14 protein-coding genes are annotated in these 16,733 nt (G+C 61.5%); 10 read left to right on the plus strand and 4 right to left on the minus strand.

Going from position 1 to position 16,733, the window contains the following annotated elements:
* Positions 1–86: 86 nt before the first annotated feature.
* The 5 genes from JNB71_RS00400 (at position 87) to JNB71_RS00420 (ending at position 5,886) form a co-directional block, all read left to right on the plus strand.
* Positions 87–1,529 (plus strand): UbiA family prenyltransferase, encoded by a 1,443-nt coding sequence (locus JNB71_RS00400; protein WP_220369907.1) that lies wholly within the window; start codon positions 87–89, stop codon positions 1,527–1,529.
* Positions 1,526–2,848, plus strand: coding sequence for an FAD-binding oxidoreductase (locus tag JNB71_RS00405; protein WP_220369908.1), 1,323 nt, complete (start codon positions 1,526–1,528; stop codon positions 2,846–2,848). The genes JNB71_RS00400 and JNB71_RS00405 overlap by 4 nt, the downstream gene beginning before the upstream one ends.
* A gap of 94 nt (positions 2,849–2,942) precedes the next feature.
* On the plus strand, positions 2,943–3,398 hold the full coding sequence (locus JNB71_RS00410) for an EamA family transporter (RefSeq protein WP_220369909.1): 456 nt from the start codon (positions 2,943–2,945) through the stop codon (positions 3,396–3,398).
* Positions 3,395–4,405, plus strand: coding sequence for an NAD-dependent epimerase/dehydratase family protein (locus tag JNB71_RS00415; RefSeq protein ID WP_220369910.1), 1,011 nt, complete (start codon positions 3,395–3,397; stop codon positions 4,403–4,405). Before JNB71_RS00410 ends, JNB71_RS00415 begins: the two co-directional genes overlap by 4 nt.
* A 17-nt stretch (positions 4,406–4,422) precedes the next feature.
* A complete protein-coding gene (locus JNB71_RS00420) occupies positions 4,423–5,886 on the plus strand; it encodes an aspartate aminotransferase family protein (RefSeq protein ID WP_223215712.1) in 1,464 nt (487 codons plus the stop codon).
* 55 nt (positions 5,887–5,941) lie between these two features.
* Here the strand turns inward: JNB71_RS00420 and JNB71_RS00425 are convergent, their stop codons facing one another.
* From JNB71_RS00425 to JNB71_RS00435, 3 genes are all read right to left on the minus strand, one after another.
* A complete protein-coding gene (locus JNB71_RS00425) occupies positions 5,942–6,487 on the minus strand; it encodes an OmpA family protein (protein WP_220369912.1) in 546 nt (181 codons plus the stop codon).
* Positions 6,488–6,674: 187 nt separating this feature from the next.
* Positions 6,675–7,256 (minus strand): YceI family protein, encoded by a 582-nt coding sequence (locus tag JNB71_RS00430; protein WP_220369913.1) that lies wholly within the window; start codon positions 7,254–7,256, stop codon positions 6,675–6,677.
* Entirely contained in the window at positions 7,253–7,858 is a 606-nt protein-coding gene (locus JNB71_RS00435) for a cytochrome b (protein ID WP_220369914.1), read from the minus strand. The genes JNB71_RS00430 and JNB71_RS00435 overlap by 4 nt, the downstream gene beginning before the upstream one ends.
* Positions 7,859–8,016: 158 nt before the next feature.
* Between JNB71_RS00435 and tpiA the strand changes: the two genes are divergently transcribed.
* The 3 genes from tpiA (at position 8,017) to JNB71_RS00450 (ending at position 11,311) form a co-directional block, all read left to right on the plus strand.
* Positions 8,017–8,787: a triose-phosphate isomerase gene (gene tpiA, locus JNB71_RS00440; protein ID WP_220369915.1), complete on the plus strand. Its 771-nt coding sequence runs from the start codon at positions 8,017–8,019 to the stop codon at positions 8,785–8,787.
* A 297-nt stretch (positions 8,788–9,084) separates the two neighbouring features.
* Positions 9,085–9,528 carry a preprotein translocase subunit SecG gene (gene secG, locus JNB71_RS00445; protein ID WP_220369916.1) on the plus strand — a complete coding sequence of 148 codons (444 nt, stop codon included), beginning with the start codon at positions 9,085–9,087 and terminating at the stop codon, positions 9,526–9,528.
* A 145-nt stretch (positions 9,529–9,673) separates the two neighbouring features.
* On the plus strand, positions 9,674–11,311 hold the full coding sequence (locus JNB71_RS00450) for a CTP synthase (protein ID WP_346657243.1): 1,638 nt from the start codon (positions 9,674–9,676) through the stop codon (positions 11,309–11,311).
* Positions 11,312–11,365: 54 nt separating this feature from the next.
* Here JNB71_RS00450 and JNB71_RS00455 read toward each other — a convergent pair whose 3' ends face one another.
* A complete protein-coding gene (locus JNB71_RS00455) occupies positions 11,366–13,222 on the minus strand; it encodes a patatin-like phospholipase family protein (protein WP_220369918.1) in 1,857 nt (618 codons plus the stop codon).
* A gap of 1,132 nt (positions 13,223–14,354) precedes the next feature.
* On the opposite strand from JNB71_RS00455, the gene JNB71_RS00460 reads away from it, so the two are divergent.
* Both JNB71_RS00460 and JNB71_RS00465 read left to right on the plus strand, forming a co-directional pair.
* Positions 14,355–16,076, plus strand: a complete 1,722-nt coding sequence (locus JNB71_RS00460; RefSeq protein WP_220369919.1) for a GH32 C-terminal domain-containing protein — start codon at positions 14,355–14,357, stop codon at positions 16,074–16,076.
* 81 nt (positions 16,077–16,157) lie between these two features.
* The gene (locus JNB71_RS00465) at positions 16,158–16,730 is read left to right on the plus strand and encodes a transglycosylase SLT domain-containing protein (RefSeq protein ID WP_220369920.1); all 573 of its coding nucleotides are present in this window, start codon (positions 16,158–16,160) and stop codon (positions 16,728–16,730) included.
* The last annotated feature ends 3 nt before the right edge of the window (positions 16,731–16,733 follow it).

Genomic DNA, 16,733 nt, shown 5'->3' on the forward strand with positions numbered 1-16,733 from the left:
GACACTCGTGCAGCGTGCACCGTTTCGCTTTTCTTAAAGCTGATCATGGGAGTGTCCCGGGCACGTATTCTCGGGGTTTGATTCTTATGGACGCTCGCACTGAAGCACGGCATATTCCGCTGTGCGTCGATCTTGACGGCACGTTGCTTGCCGCCGACACGCTCTGGGAGGGCGTGGCGATCGTACTTCTGCGCAATCCGCTGATGCTGTTTGCCGTGCTTTATTGGATGGCCAGGGGCAAGGCGCGGCTGAAACACGAAATCGCCGCCCGCTCGGGGCGACAGGCGGCCGACTGGCCGTATCGCCGGGCGGTGCTCATGCGCCTGGAGCGCGAGCGTGAAACCGGCCGTCAGATCATCCTGGTGACCGGCGCGGCCGAAAGCGTCGCCCTCGGGGTCGCTGCCCACACCGGCGTGTTTTCCTCCGTCCTTCACAGCTCGCCCGAGATCAACCTCACCGCCGGTCGCAAACGCGAAAAACTGGTCGAACAGTTCGGCGAGGGCGGGTTCGACTATATGGGCAACAGCCGCGACGACCTGCCGGTATTCGATGCGGCCCGCCGGGCGATCGTCGTGGCTCCGGACGCCGCGGCTGAAAAATGGCGCCGCACCCATGATGCCGAGCGGCTGGATATCGGCAAGACAAGCCGTCTCGCTGCCTTGAAATCGATCCGCGTGCATCAGTGGGCGAAGAATGTGCTGATCGGCGTGCCGATGGTGCTCAATCACGACATCCTGCATCTCAATGCGGTGATCAACGTGATCCTTGCCTTCTTTGCCTTCAGTTTTCTCGCCTCCGCCGTCTATGTGATCAACGATCTCTCCGATCTTGCCAACGACCGGCGCCACCCGAAGAAGTGCAACAGGCCGCTGGCAAGCGGTCAGATGTCGGTGCCGATGGGGCTGGTGATGGCGCTTTGCCTTGTCCTCGCATCTCTGTCGCTGACGGCTGTGCTGCCCCATGATTTCGCGCTCGTGCTCGCCTTTTACGCCGTCGCGACAACCGCCTACACGTTCGTGCTCAAGCGCAAGCTGCTGGTCGACGTCTTCACGCTTGCCGGGCTTTATACGGTTCGTATCGTCGCCGGTTCCGCCGCCACCGGCACGGTGCTATCCTTCTGGCTCCTGTCCTTCTCGATCTTCTTCTTCCTCAGCCTGGCGCTGGTGAAGCGTTATGTCGAGCTCGACGAATATGATGGACGCGAGGGCAACCAGGTTCCCGGGCGCGGTTATGTGGCTGTTGATTTCGAAATGGTCGGGCAGGCCGGCGTTTCCTCGGCCTTTGCCGCCGCGCTGGTGCTGGCGCTCTATATCCACAGCAAGGAAATGCAGGAGATGTACACGCTGCCCTGGGCATTGTGGCCGCTCTGCCCGCTGGTGCTCTATATGCTCTTGCGGATCTGGATGCTCGCCCGCCGCCGCATGCTGCATGAGGATCCCGTCGTGTTCATCATGCGCGACTGGCGCAGCCTCGTGACGATGGCGCTGGGCGCCATGCTTATTCTCGCCGGTGCGCTGGGCTCGCAATGACGGATGGTGCATTCGACAGCTGGGGGCGGATCGATTGCCGTCCCCGCCAAGGCATCTCGCCGGACGCCTATGAAAACCAGCGGGACAAGGCGGCCCCCGGCGCCTTTCTGCCCTTCGGCAATGGCCGCTCCTACGGCGACAGCTGCCACAATGACCAGGGTGCCCTGATCGATAGCCGCATGCGCAGCCGCATCCTCGGCTTCGATCCGGGGACCGGCATCGTCTCGTGCGATGCGGGCGTCACGCTTCATGCCATCCTCCAACAGGCGATCCCGCACCGCTTCTTCCTGCCGGTGACACCAGGCACCGCCGCGGTGACGGTGGCCGGCGCGGTTGCCAACGACGTTCACGGCAAGAATCACCACGCGCGCGGCACCTTCGGCAAACATGTGCTGCGGCTGACGCTGCTGCGCTCGACCGGCGAATTGCTGACGTGTTCGGCAACGGAAAATCCCGAGCTGTTTCACGCCACCATCGGCGGCATGGGGCTGACCGGGTTGATCCTGTCCGTCGATCTGCAACTGATGAAGGTCCCGTCCGCCCATATCCAGCAGCACACCATCCGCTTCGACCGGCTGGAGGACTATTTCGGCATGGTCGAGCAGGTGGATGGCGAGCATGAATATTCGGTGGCCTGGATCGACCAGCTGGCAACGGGAGGACGCGCGGGCAGGGGCGTGCTGCTTGCCGGCGACCACGCGGATGCGTCCTGCGAATTTCCCGACATGCCGCGCTCCACAAGCCTCTCGGTACCGTTTTCACCGCCGTTCAACCTCCTGAACCGGTTCACGCTGAAGGCCTTCAACGAAGTCTACTTCCGCAAGGAAAAACGCGGCGAGACGGTGAGGACCGTCAAGTGGCCCGGCTATTTCCACCCGCTGGACGCGATCGGCCAATGGAACCTGCTCTATGGACCGAAAGGCCTCTACCAGCACCAGAGCGTCTATCCGGCGGACAACGCGCCGGAGATCACAGCCCGGTTGATGGAAGCGGCGCGTGAGGCCGGCCATGCCTCCTTCCTCACCGTTCTGAAGAAGTTCGGGGAGCAAAGGTCGCCGGCGCTTTTTTCTTTTCCGCGACCCGGTTTTACGCTGACGCTGGATTTCGCCAATCAGGGTGAACCGACCCTTAAGCTCCTCGACAGGCTCGATGCCATCGTGATTGAGGCCGGCGGTGCGATCAATCCCTACAAGGATGCGCGGATGAGCCCGCAAACCTTTGATTCTTCTTTCCCGCAGTGGCGAAAACTGGAAGCGCTGCGCGATCCGGCAATGGTCTCGAACTTCTGGAAGAGAACCGCTCTGGCTTTGCCGAAATGAGAATAGATACAATTTGAATTAAATAAATACGGGAATTTCACGAAATATACGGCTCTTGCGTGTAGGTACCGCGGCGGGAACAGGGAACATCGACATGAAGTATATCATATTCATTCTCTTCACCGTGCTTACCAATGCCGCCGCACAGCTCATGTTGAAACAGGGCATGCTCACGCTTGGACCTTTGAGCTTCACGGCAGATACTTTCATTGCCCGCATCTTTCAGGTGGTTTTCAACCCCTGGGTCTTCGCCGGACTTGCGACCTTCGTCATTTCGATGGCGTCGCATCTCTATGTCCTGTCGAAGGTTGAACTTTCCTTCGCCTATCCATTCCTCAGCCTCGCCTATGTGGCAGTGGCCGTCTTTGCCTATTTCGTCTTCCGCGAGGACCTGAATGCCTGGCGCGTCGCCGGCATCGCGTTCATCTGCGTCGGAACGGTCCTTATCGCCCAATCCGGTATGTCAGGGGCAGGCATGTCTTCCCACGACAGCCAGCCGTCGCTTGACGCTGCGGGCGCAACAACAGCAAAAATCGGGAGCGCATCATGAAGCATATCATTTTCGGCGGTGACGGCTTCGTCGGCCGTCATCTGGCTGAACGCCTCGTCAAGGACGGCGAGGACGTCGTCGTCGCCGACATCGTCAAGTCCGACCTGCCGCACTATGCCCGCGCCCGTTTCGTGCGCTGCGACGTGACCGATCCGGACGACGTGATGAAGGTCGAGATCGGCCCGGACGACATGGTCTACAACATGGCGGCCAAGATGCTGTCGCCGCTGCAGGTGCGGGCCAAGCGCTGGGAATTCTTCTGGCCGGTGAATTATTACGGCGCCGAAAACATCATGAAGGCAACGGCGAAATCCGGTGCCAACCGCCTGGTGCAGTTCACCACCGATATGATCTACGGCCACACGGTGCAATCGCCGCAGACGGAAGACCATCCGGCCAACCCGCTCGGTGAATATGGCAAGTCGAAATGGGCGACCGAACAGCTCGCCGCTGAATGGCGCAAGCAGGGCATGAACATCTCGATTTTCCGCCCGCGCCTGATCATCGGCCCCGGCCGTCTCGGCATCCTCGAAAAGCTGTTCAAGTTGATCGACGCAAACCTGCCGGTGCCGATGATCGGTTCGGGAAAGAACCCGTATCAGTTCATCTCGGTGTTCGATTGTGCCGAGGCCGCCCGGCTTGCCTGGAAGGGAGGCGTGCCGAACGAGGTCTACAATCTCGGCTCCGACGACCCGCCGTCCGTGCGCAAGCTGCTGGGCGACCTGATCGTCCATGCCGGTTCCAGGTCGTTCCTGCTGCCGACACCGGCTTTTGCGGTCAAGGCGACGCTCGCGGCGTTCGATTTCATCAACAAGCCAATCATGGATCCGGAACAGTACCTGATTGCCGACGAGATGTGCATCCGCGAAACCGGCAAGCTGAAGCGCGAGCTTGGCTGGAAGCCGCAATACAATGACGGTGCCATGCTGATCGCAGCCTATGACGAATATCGCACCACGAAGGCCGGCAAGGCCTTCATCCACGCTTCAGCCGTCGCGGCAGAATGAACGAGGGGACCACCACGATGCTCGATAAGCCAGCCCGCGTCACCGTCGACGCACCCGCCCTCGATGCCCCTGCTCCTGGCGGCATCAGGAAGCCGGATCTGATCACCGTCGAACAGGCGAAGGCGATGAGCCTTGCCGAGATGACCACGCTCTTCAAGGATCACCTGAACCCAGGCCAGCTTCACTTCATGAAGCTGCTCGGCTTCAACAAGGTCAAGGTCGAGAGCGCCGAGGGCATGTACTACACCGACCAGAACGGCCGGAAGATCCTCGATTTCTTCGGTGGCTTCGGCTCGCTCGCCTTCGGACACAATCATCCGCGCATCCTCTCGGCCCGCAAGAAATTCCAGGACGAAAACCGTCACGAGATCGCGATCGCCTTCATGTCGCAATATGCGTCGGCGCTCGCCAAAAACCTCGCGGCCATCGCGCCGGGCGATCTCGACATGGTCTTCCTCGGCTCCTCCGGTTCGGAAGCGATGGAAGCGGCGCTGAAGGTGGCCGAGCGCGCCGCCGGGCCGAAGCGTCCGCGCATCGTCTATGCCGAGAACTCCTTCCACGGAAAGACCAAGGGTGTCTTGTCGATCACCGACGGCCCGCTGTATCGCGGCGAGTTCAAGCTGCTCGACAACAATGTCAAGGTGCCGTTCGGCGATATCGATGCCATCCGCAACGCCTTCGAGCGCGATCCGACGATCGGGGTTCTGGTGCTCGAAACCATCCAGGGCGGCGGCGGCATCATTTCGGCGCCGCCGGAATTCTGGCGCGAGGTTCGTGCGCTCTGCGACAAGCACGGCGTCATCTGGGTCGCCGATGAGGTCCAGTGCGGCATGGGCCGCTCGGGTCGCTTCTTCGCCTTCGAGCACGCCGGCGTCGTTCCGGACGTGACGGCGCTTGCCAAGTCGCTCGGCGGCGGCAAGTCGGCCATGGCCGCGATGATCGCCAGGCGCGACGTCTACATGAAGGCCTACGGCACCAAGAATACCGCGATGATCCACGCCCAGGCCACCTTCGGCGGCATCGGCGAGGCCTGCATCACCGCGATCGAAGGCCTCAACATCATGTATGACGAGGACTTGATCGAGAATGCGGCGGTGCAGGGCGACTATCTGCTCGAGCGGCTGAATACACTCAAGGCGAAATATCCGAAGATCATCAAGGATGTCCGCGGCCAGGGCCTGATGGTTGGCCTGGAATTCCAGGATTTCAGCCAGACCCTGCCGATGGTCCTGCGCCCGGTCGTGGGCGTGCTCGACGACAAGCTGAAGGGCTCGCTCTCGGGCTTCATCGGCGCCTTGCTCTTGAAGGACTACGACACGCTCGTCGCCTTCACCGAATATAATCGCAACGTCATCCGGCTCGAGCCGCCGCTGATCTGCGAACGCCAGCATGTCGACCAGTTCATCGATGCGCTCGATGATCTGCTTGGCCGCGGCATTATCCGCATCGTCAAGGATTTCATCGGCAGCCAGTTCGACTGAGTTCTCTTCCATCTGCCAAACAGCAGGCCCGGCATTCGCAACGCCGGGCCTGCTGTTATTTGAGCGTTGAAATCTCGACCCGGCGGTTGCGACCGTCCTCGGGGCTCTCCGGGAAGAGCAGGGCGGTTTCGCCGAAAGCGCGCACGACCAGCCGCTGCGGAGCGATCTTGTAGTGGGAGACCAGATACTGCGTCGCCGAGGCGGCGCGTGCCCGGCTGAGCTGGAGATTGTCGCCATCGGTGCCGGTCGCATCCGTATGCCCGCCGATTACGAACCGGTAGGCAGAGAGTTCGCTCGATTGCAGAGCCTTGCCGACATTGTCGAGAAGCTGTTGCGCCTGCGGCGTCAACTCGGCTGACCCGAAGTGAAAGTTGACGGCGAGATTGACCGTTGCGGCGAGCTTGTCGCCGTAGCTGTTGATCGTCTCCAGTTCCTTGGCGCCGACAATCTTCAACCCGCGTGTCTTCTCCTTCTGCGCCAAGATGGGATCGAGCGAGCGGACAAGAAAATCCGGCGTTGCGGTCGTCAGCACCTCCTGGGCTGATGCCGCCGCGGCAGGAATGATGAAAAACATCAGAGCCGTAAAAAGCTTACCGTGCATCGATCCGCCCCGTATTTGCCGGGCATGCAGTAAATCAGCAATGTTTTTCGAGGAGCCCATCTATATACCGTCAATTTCCAAGGGATGCTGGAGTTTCGGCGCATTATGGGATTTGAGGGGCCGGCAGGCTTGTTCCGACGGTAACAAGCCTGCGAATGCTGGAACGGGTGGCCGAGAGCCGCTGATCCTAATGCTTCTGGCCATTCACGGTCATGTCGAACTGCACGATGTTGGAATAGATCGGCAAGCCCGCAGACATGTTGTAGCGATCGCGATAGATGCCTCCTTCGATTTGAAAGCTGATGGACCTGCGATTCCACTTGGTCAATCTTGCGCTGAAGTGCTCGGTTCTGGTCGTGCCCTTCGCCGTCAGCTTGCCTTCGATCTCGGCCGTGTCCTCGCCGGTTTGCGTGATCTTTGTCGAGCGGAACACGATTTCGGGATGATTGGCCGTATCGAAAATCGCTGACGAGCGCAGAAACTTCTCGATGCGCGGCTCGCCGGTTTGCACTGTCTCGGGAAAGAGCGAGAATTCGACCGTGGATCTGCGGATGTCCTTGCCATCCAGCTGGAATGTGCCGGAAAACCTGCCGAATTTTCCCGAGATGCCGCCACCGCCGGTTTGCGCAACCGAGAAGTTGATCTCGGATGATGCATCGATATCGTATCGCCCGGCTGCGTCGTCGAGCGAGGGCGCGCGTGCCTCAGCACTTGTCGCCGCAAGGACCAGCGCCCAGGCGGCAAGGCTTGGTCCGTAAGATTGTCTCATCGATCGCTTCCTTCCGGCTGTTGATGGGCGTTGGACGCCGCACCCCGCCGGAATATTCCAAGCATGCGCCTTAGAACCACGTCCCGGTGCCAGAAGTGATGCAGAAGAGCAGCACCCGCATGCAGGGCGACGAGACCGGCCAGGCCGTAGGCGAGCCAGGCATGCGCGTTACTCCAGAACGTTTCTGCAGCCTGCGACTTTTCCATCGGCAGATGCGCAATGAGCAACCGGTTGAAAAGCAGGGTCGGAATATTGAGTGTCGAGGTCGAGGCGATCGCCCAGCCGGCCAACGGGACGGCGATGGTCAATGCCAGCAGGAGCGCGTGGGTCACCGAGGAGCCACGCCTTTCGAGGTTTGAGAGGCTGGCAACGGGGTCCGGATGGATATTGGAGAGCCACCAGATGAGGCGGATGAATGCCAGCGCCAGCGCCGTCATGCCGAAGGACTTATGCCATTGGTAGAGAGCGAACTGCAGTTCCGGATCGATATCCGGCCGGGTCATGGCGTAGCCCAGGATGATCAGACCCACGATGAGGAGGGCGATCGCCCAGTGAAGGACGATCGTGCCCCATCCGAAAGTATCCTGCCGGTTGCGTAGCATGAAGGCCTCCCATCGCGGATCCGTTTCGCAAGTCATCATTGCTTTGACGCGCGCGGGCAAGCTTTTAGTCCCTCACGCTCTTCTCGGCACCGCTTTCCTTTGCCCGGCATATTTGCTAGGCCGTTGCCGGCAAACGACTATCGCAGTGAGGAGATCGCATGACGCCCGAAATACGTCCGCTTGTGGCCGGAAACTGGAAGATGAATGGTCTGCGGGCGTCGCTCGACCAGATCAAGGCGATGGCGGAAGGCGTCAAGGGCGAGCTGTCGGAAAAGGTCGAGACGCTGATCTGCCCGCCCGCGACGTTGCTCTATGTCGCAACCGCACTCTGCGACGACAGCCCGCTTTCGATCGGGGCGCAGGATTGCCATGAAAAGGCCTCCGGCGCCCATACCGGCGATATCTCGGCCGAGATGATCGCCGATTGTTTCGGCACCCACGTGATTGTCGGCCATTCCGAGCGCCGCACCGACCATGCCGAGACCGACGAACTGGTCCGGGCAAAGGCCGAGGCAGCCTTCGCGGCCGGTCTGGTCGCCATCATCTGCATCGGCGAGACCGGTGACGAGCGCAAGGCAGGCCAGACGCTGGATGTGCTGAAACGCCAGCTTGCCGGCTCCGTTCCCGACAGTGCCACCGCCGAAAACACCGTCATCGCCTATGAGCCGGTCTGGGCGATCGGCACCGGCCTGACGCCGACGGCAGGGGATGTCGAGGAAGCGCACGCCTTCCAGCGTTCGCAGCTTGTCGCCCGCTTTGGCGCGGCGGGAGCAAAGATGCGCATACTCTACGGCGGATCGGTGAAGCCGGGCAACGCCAGGGAATTGATGGGTGTCGCCAATGTCGATGGCGCCTTGATCGGCGGGGCGAGCTTGAAAGCCGACGATTTCCTCGCCATCTACCGGGCGTACGAAGAATTGACAGCCTGAACCCGTCGACAGGCACTGCATAATTCCTCGGGTTCGATCCGGGGGTAGAATTATGCACCCGGTTGGAAATCACGGCGCCATTTGCGCGTCATGTTTGACGCACGGCGCTGTGGGGGCTTTTAATGCGCGGTGGCTTGGTATATGCAGCCGCCAACACTAATTTTCCCGCGTGCTGCGGGCGCTGAAACCTGCCCCGGGGTTCCGTGCGTCTCTCATGCTGGGCGATCACCCGATTGCGCTTCGGTTCCCGGCTTCCCAAAGCCCGACGAGGCATGATCCTAGGCAGGACTGGACAAAATGCAGACCGTATTGCTTGTCATCTATCTCATGGTTGTGCTGGCGCTGATCGGCGTCGTGCTCATTCAGCGTTCCGAAGGCGGTGGTCTCGGCATTGGGGGCGGTTCCGGCTTCATGTCCGCGCGCGGCACGGCCAACGCGCTGACCCGCACCACGGCGATCCTCGCTGCCCTCTTCTTCGTCCTGGCTCTGGGCATGGGCATTCTCTCCCGCTACCAGCCGGATGCGACAGACGTTCTCGACCGGATCCCCGGCACGACCAACAACGGCAAGGGCGTTCTTGATTCGCTCGGCGGCGGCGCGACCGCGCCGGCAGGCGAGACCCCTGCGCAGTCCGGCACCAACACCCAGACTCCGGCAACCGAGACCCCTGCGACGCAGACCCCGGCAACGACGGAGACCAAGCCTGCCACATCCAGCTCGGATGTTCCGACCGGCCAGTAAGGCCGACGCAAGATTGAACCGCCGGCGGAAGCCAGTCTTCCGCCGGTTTTCTTTTGTTTGGATTCTGCCGCCTTTAGCCTTTTGAACGGAAAAATTCTGGAAGATGAATTTTTCGGTGGCGGAATCATTTTTGAAACGGTATCCGGTGAAGCCCATGGCGCGATATGTATTCATCACTGGCGGCGTGGTTTCTTCCCTTGGAAAAGGGATTGCCGCAGCCGCTCTCGGAGCGTTGCTGCAGGCCCGGGGCTACCGGGTCAGGCTTCGCAAACTCGACCCCTATCTCAACGTCGATCCGGGCACCATGAGCCCGACTCAGCACGGCGAAGTGTTCGTGACCGACGACGGCGCGGAGACGGACCTCGATCTCGGCCACTACGAGCGCTTTACCGGCCGCTCGGCAACCAAGACCGACAACATCACAACCGGCCGCATCTACAAGAACATCATCGACAAGGAACGCCGCGGCGATTACCTCGGCGCCACCGTCCAGGTCATTCCGCACGTCACCAACGAGATCAAGAATTTTGTCACCGAAGGCAATGACGACTACGACTTCGTCATCTGCGAAATCGGCGGCACGGTCGGCGATATCGAGGCGATGCCGTTCATGGAGGCGATCCGCCAACTGAAGAACGATCTGCCGCGCGGCACCGCGATCTACCTTCATCTGACGCTGATGCCCTATATCGCTGCGGCCGGCGAGCTGAAGACCAAGCCGACCCAGCATTCGGTCAAGGAACTGCAGGCGCTGGGCATCCATCCCGACGTCCTGCTCGTGCGCGCCGACCGCGAAATCCCGGAAGCCGAACGCCGCAAGCTGTCGCTGTTCTGCAACGTCCGTCCGTCCGCCGTCATCCAGGCGCTGGACGTGGCGAGCATCTACGACGTGCCGATCGCCTATCACAAGGAAGGCCTCGACAACGAAGTCCTGGCCGCCTTCGGTATCGAACCGGCGCCGGCGCCGCGCATCGAAAACTGGCTCGATGTCGCCAACCGCATCCGCACGCCGGAAGGCGAGGTGACCATCGCCATCGTCGGCAAGTACACCGGCCTCAAGGACGCCTACAAATCGCTGATCGAGGCGCTCTACCACGGCGGCATTGCCAATCGCATCAAGGTCAAGCTCGAGTGGATCGAATCGGAAGTCTTCGAACAGGAAGACCCGGCGCCGTATCTCGAAAAGGTCCACGGCATTCTCGTGCCCGGCGGTTTCGGCGAACGCGGCTCGGAAGGCAAGATTCTGGCGGCCCGCTTCGCCCGTGAGCGCAAGGTGCCCTATTTCGGCATCTGCTTCGGCATGCAGATGGCGGTCGTCGAAGCGGCCCGCAATCTTGCCGGCATCGAAAAGGCCTCCTCGACGGAATTCGGCCCGACCGGCGAACCGGTCGTCGGCCTGATGACCGAGTGGGTGAAGGGCAACGCGCTGGAGAAGCGCGCCGCTTCCGGCGACCTCGGCGGCACGATGCGGCTCGGTGCCTACAAGGCAAGCCTCAAGAAGGGCACCAAGATTGCCGAAATCTACGGCTCGACCGAGATTTCAGAGCGTCATCGCCACCGCTACGAAGTCAATGTCGACTACAAGGAGCGGCTGGAAGCCTGCGGCCTCGACTTCTCGGGCATGTCGCCGGACGGCGTTCTGCCGGAAACCGTCGAATACCCGGATCACCCCTGGTTCATCGGCGTCCAGTACCATCCGGAACTGAAGAGCCGCCCGCTCGATCCGCACCCGCTGTTTGCCAGCTTCATCGAAGCCGCCGTCGAGCAGAGTCGGCTGGTCTGACGATTTGCGGAGGGCCGGCGGCATCGGCCCTCGAACGTCATCATCTGCTGCGCGTCATATCTGTCGCTCGGCGGTGCAACTGGCTGTACAGTCGAGCACCGCCCTCAGTCCCGGGTCATCCTGAAGAAGACGGTCTTCGATCCATCGGCTGGTCCAGTCGTAGGCGTCCGAAAACAACGCGGAATGCCGGCTCCAGTCCATGAAGCCGATCGCATTGGACATCTGCGGGCAGACCAGGACATCGCCTTCGTCAAGCGCAATGTCCTGAGGCCGGTGTGCCAGCATGCTCGCAGTAATGACCTGAAGCATGCTGGGGACCTTCGGCAGGCGGGCGCGACCGAAAGGATTGAGCCAGGCGACGGCCAGTTCGGAAGCTCCGGGGATCCGGTCATAATCGATCTGGTATTTCTGCGGTCCGCTCTGCCCCAGGCTCGCCACGACATTGGGTCCGGTCTTGAGCACCTTCATCTGCTCCAACGGCAGATTGTTCATGATCGCGCCGTCGACCAGCATATCGCCCTCAGCCGTGAAGAACGGCGGCAGGACACCCGGAATCGAGCCGGACGCGCGCACCGCCTCCCAGAGCTTTCCGCGACGGTGGACATGGGGTTGACGGCTGCTCAGATTGGTCGAAAGGGCGAAGAACGGAAGCCAAAGGTCCTCGATGAGAACGTCGCCGTACTGCGCCTGCAGGGCGCGATCGAACACCTTGTGATCCAGAAGCGCGAAATGCGGCACGGTGAGGCGGCGAAACGCCCGGCCTTTGATGAAGATGTCGTGCGTGCCGCGATCGATCTGGTCTGCATCCAGCCCTTTCGCGAATCCTGCCATCATCGCCGCTCCGGAACTCGTCCCGCCGAGATAGTCGAAGCGAGCGCCCGCGGCGACGAAGGCCTTGTAGATGCCAAGATGCGCGCTGCCGAGCGACCCGCCCCCGGCCGCGACGAAGCCCAGGGCCTTGCCGGTAATAAATCGAACCAGGCGCCGGACGTCAGACTCGTCCTCGAGCGCGACGTGATGATGCTGGCCGACATGAGAACGCTCATCGAGCCACGCGGCGGTACCGGACACGGCGATCGCACGATTGTCGTGAACGAGGACGAGCCGTGCGGTCGACGGCCGATGAATCGAGAGCGCCAGTGCCTCGGACGAGTTCAGCCTCGGTGAACAGTGCGCGTCGGCAAGCAACAGGACGGTATCCGCCTGGCGAATGCAGACGCGGGTCCAATCATTCGCCTCGTCATCTGCAACGTAGACGATGATTTCGGTTTCCGCCTCCAGTTCGTTCAGCCAGTTCAGAACCGTCCGGTCGTCGACCGGAAGATCGCCGAACCGCGCGTGAATGTCGGCCCGGGCGACGAACCTGGCGTGGGCGCCCGCGTCGAGCGCTTTCTGCAGATGCCGGATGAAGACCGGTGAAATATGACTTCCGCCAGCCGGAACGATCGCAAGCGTTCTGATCCTGGCAGATCGTGTAAGGTGCGACGAACCTGGAGATTGCATCGCAAACCGGCGCGCCAGAAATGTCGTGACCGCCTGCCGCAGGCTCGGCAACGCCTCGGCCGCCCTCTCGAAGTGGCTGCCGCGGATTTCAAGGACGATTGAATCACGCGCCGCAAGCACGGTCGCCGTGCGTGGCAGTCCTGCGAAGAAACCGATCTCGCCGACGAGTTCGCCGTGTCCGATCTCGGCGATCGGGTCGGTCGCATCGCTCTTGTGGACCGTAAAGCGCCCCGACAGAACGATAAAGAACCCATCTGATGGATCGCCCTCGGCAACGAGAACCTCGCCGCGCCGCAGGAAACGGCGGTCGGACTCGGCTGCCAAAGCCTCAAGCGCCGCCACCGAGGTCCGATCGAACATCAATGTCGCCGACAGCAATCTCGCCGCGAGAGAATCGACAGAGGACATCCGAACCATCTCTTGGGAGCTCCGGTTTGATCGTGGTCTGTGCCTTTGAGACAAGGATCACTGAAAACCGCGAAATAGCAATGTCCACATCCGCACAAGGGGGGCGTTGCCGCACACTGCTCGCAACCTGAAGCAGGGGGCCGGCCCCACGCCAATCTCTCCCCTTAAGGGGGAGATGCCCGGCAGGGCAGAGGGGGGTATTCCCGATCACTGTCGTGTACGGTGATCCGGCAAGTTTCCGGTTAAAATTTTGATTCTTGTAGCATCTTCCGCAGGCCATGAAGAAAATCATCCCCATATATCCCCGCCTTGAAAAGCCGTGTCATGATGATGGCGTCCTGTCGCGGATACACCGCAAGACGTTTGCGGCGAGGCAGGGCTGGCGCTCCACGGGAAGCCTCGTGGCCTTCGGGCCACGAACGTCAGGCGGACCGGAAGGAGAGCCCCCGGAAAATGGATCCCCTCCGTCCTTCTGGGGCGGGCGTGCCTGTGTGGCACACATGTCGCGACAGGACGCGTGACGTACCGGAGCTGCGATGCTTAATGCCGGCACCGGAAAGCTGCGCCACGAAGTCGTCGCGAGGCAGAGGATCTAAAGTCGGGGTCTGTAGGGAGGAAAGCTCCCGAGAGAACGCCAAACGGGGCGCTGGAAGGCGTCACATATGCTTATTCGTTAGAGACGGTTTCCAGTGCCCCGTCCGATTGAAGTGCATGTTTGAAAACCACGGCGGCAAACCGCGCGGGGAAGTTTCGGCTGTCGTCCGCGCCGGATCGTCTTCTTTAAATCCCGCGTCTCCATCCGAGGTCGCGAGAGCAATTCCAATGCGGTGCGCTTTTCCATCCGCATTTGCCCCTCACCCTAACCCTCTCCCCGCATGCGGGGAGAGGGGACGTGCCCACGCTTGACTGCTGTAAATTGGCGTTAAACGGGTGCGGCATACCACCTTCTCCCCGTCGAAACGGGGAGAAGGTGCCCGGCAGGGCGGATGAGGGGCGAATAACCACGGCGTCAAATGGTGCACCATGGCTCGAAGAAAACCGGAAACGCCCTAGATGCGGGCTTTCGGGAAACGCGTGAGGCGGCTTTTTGCTGGGATTGCCGCCATGCGCCGGATGAAGGAGTGAAACAAGGATGGCGGACGATATCTTGCAACCGGTCGAGACGCTGCGCACGTTGCGGGCCGAGGTGCCGGTCAGCGCGACGCTGCATGTGTGGTTGAAGGCGATCCGCAGCGATGAGCCCGGCAGCATGGCCTTCATTCTCGACGGCGAGAAGATCGGTGACGTCTCGGTCAGCAATTGCGAGGAATATGTTTTCCGGCCCTTCGTCGCGGTGAGCGGGGGTAATCTCTCCTGTGTCTACGATACCGCAACCACGGCCGTTTCCGTCGCCTATTTCTTCAATGCGGCGGAAGTGGTCGACAAGGGCATCACGGTCATGCACACCAGCGTCGCCAATGCCCCGGCGCCCGTGCCGCACGGTTACCATTTCCGCCCGCCCTTCGGCTGGATGAATGATCCGAACGGTTTTGGCCGGTTCGACGGCCGTCCGCATCTGTTCTACCAGCACTATTCGCACGGGCTTCGCTGGAACACGATGCACTGGGGACATGCGATCTCCACTGATTACATCCACTGGCACCATATGCCGATCTTCCTGTTTCCCTCCGAGGACCTGACGGCGCGCCCTGATCGACGCGGCGGCGCTTTTTCCGGCTCTGCCATTCCACTGGAAAACGCAGCCGGCATCCGTGTTTTCTTCACCGAGCAGGTGAGCGAACGAATTCCGGAAACGCAGATCCAGTTGACCGCAACGTCGCACAACATCATCACCGCCAGCCAGGCCGAAGTGATCCTGGCAAGCCGGCCGTCCGGCCTCGGACTGACACTCGATTTCCGCGACCCTTACGTGGTCAAGGGCCCCGACGGCCTCTGGAAAATGGTTCTTGGCAGTCTCAGCCATCAGGGTGGTGTCATCCTGCTTTACGAGACGGATGATCCGGCAGCGGCGGCGGGCTGGCGTTTCGTCGGTACGCTCCTGCTCGAGGAACGGTTCGGTACTGCCGTCATCGAATGTCCATGCCTGATCCCCCTGGACGGGCCGGTCGAGGGGACTGAGACCCGTTGGGCGCTGATTTATGGTCTGATGAACAGCCTGGATGCCAAAACGGGACGCAAGAACTTGACACTCGTTATCGTGGGTCGGTTCGATGGCGTCCGCTTCCTTCGCGAATTCGAACAGGAACTCGATTTCGGAACCGACAACTATGCCTTCCAGGCCTTTGTCGACCAGGATGCAGCGGTGGGCATCGGCTGGCTGGCAAATTGGGCCGATGTTTCCCACACGATCGATTTCCCGACGGCCATGACCCTGCCGCGCAATCTGCTGCTGCGCGGCAATGAGGTTCTGACGCCGCCGGTGCCGGCGGTCGAGACTTTGCGGGCGGGCATGATCGATGACAGCCGGCTGATGGCCGGGGAGGCCGTGGCGCTGGACAACGGCGCGGTCGAGATTGTCCTCGACCTGACCGTGCCGGGCGCGGCGGTTGAACTGGCATTCGGCCACCCGCTGGTCACGCTTGGCGTCGGCGTCAACGAAGGGGGGCTGTTGATCACCTATGCTGCGCCCGGGCAGGAGGCAGGACCGCGTTACATTGCCACCGGCGCCAAGCCGCGGAACCTGCGCATTTTCCTCGATGTCGGCTCGATCGAAGTCTTCGCCGATGGCGGCCGCTGGGCAGGAACGAAACGGATCGAGGGTTTCGAGCCGGTGCAGTCCGTGCGCGTCGCCTCAGGCGTTGGTGCGATCCGATCGGCGCGCATCTACGCCTTGAAACTGAACCGCGCAACCTGACTGCGATGGTGGCTTTTCCCTAAAAACGTCTCTTTAACGTTTACCGGTTAGTAATCTCTCGGAGTGTGAGAGACCTGAGCGATGCGTATTGCGTTTATCGTCGCCCTACTGCTTCTTGCGGGGTGCGCGACCGCGCCGAGAGAAACAGGAAATGCCTGCGCGATTTTCGAGCAGCGTGATGGCTGGTTCAACAACTGGCAGCGCGCCGCCGAGCATGCGGAGCGGCAATATGGCGTCCCCGTGCCGATCCTGATGGCGACGATCTATACCGAGTCCGGCTTCCGCCCGAATGCCCGGCCGCCGCGCACCAAGCTGTTCGGTTTCATTCCCTGGAAGCGCCAGTCGACGGCCTATGGCTTTTCGCAGGCGCTGAACGGCACGTGGTCGCAGTACAAGCGCGAGACTGGCCATTGGATGGCGCGCCGGACGAAATTCTCCGATGCAATCCACTTCGTTGCCTGGTACCACGACCGAAGCAGCAGGAAGAACGGCATCGCCCGCAACGACGCCTACAATCTCTACCTCGCCTACTATCTGGGAGACGGCGGCTACGCCAAGGGCGCGTGGCGTGGCAATGCGCAATTGCAGCGCGCCGCGCAACGCTCGGCAAACATCGCCCGCACCTACGCCAGGCAGCTGCGCTCCTGCGACTGACCT

Origin of the sequence: Rhizobium herbae (assembly GCF_019511375.1) — a bacterium.
In the GTDB taxonomy this organism is placed as follows: Bacteria; Pseudomonadota; Alphaproteobacteria; order Rhizobiales; family Rhizobiaceae; genus Pararhizobium; species Pararhizobium herbae_A.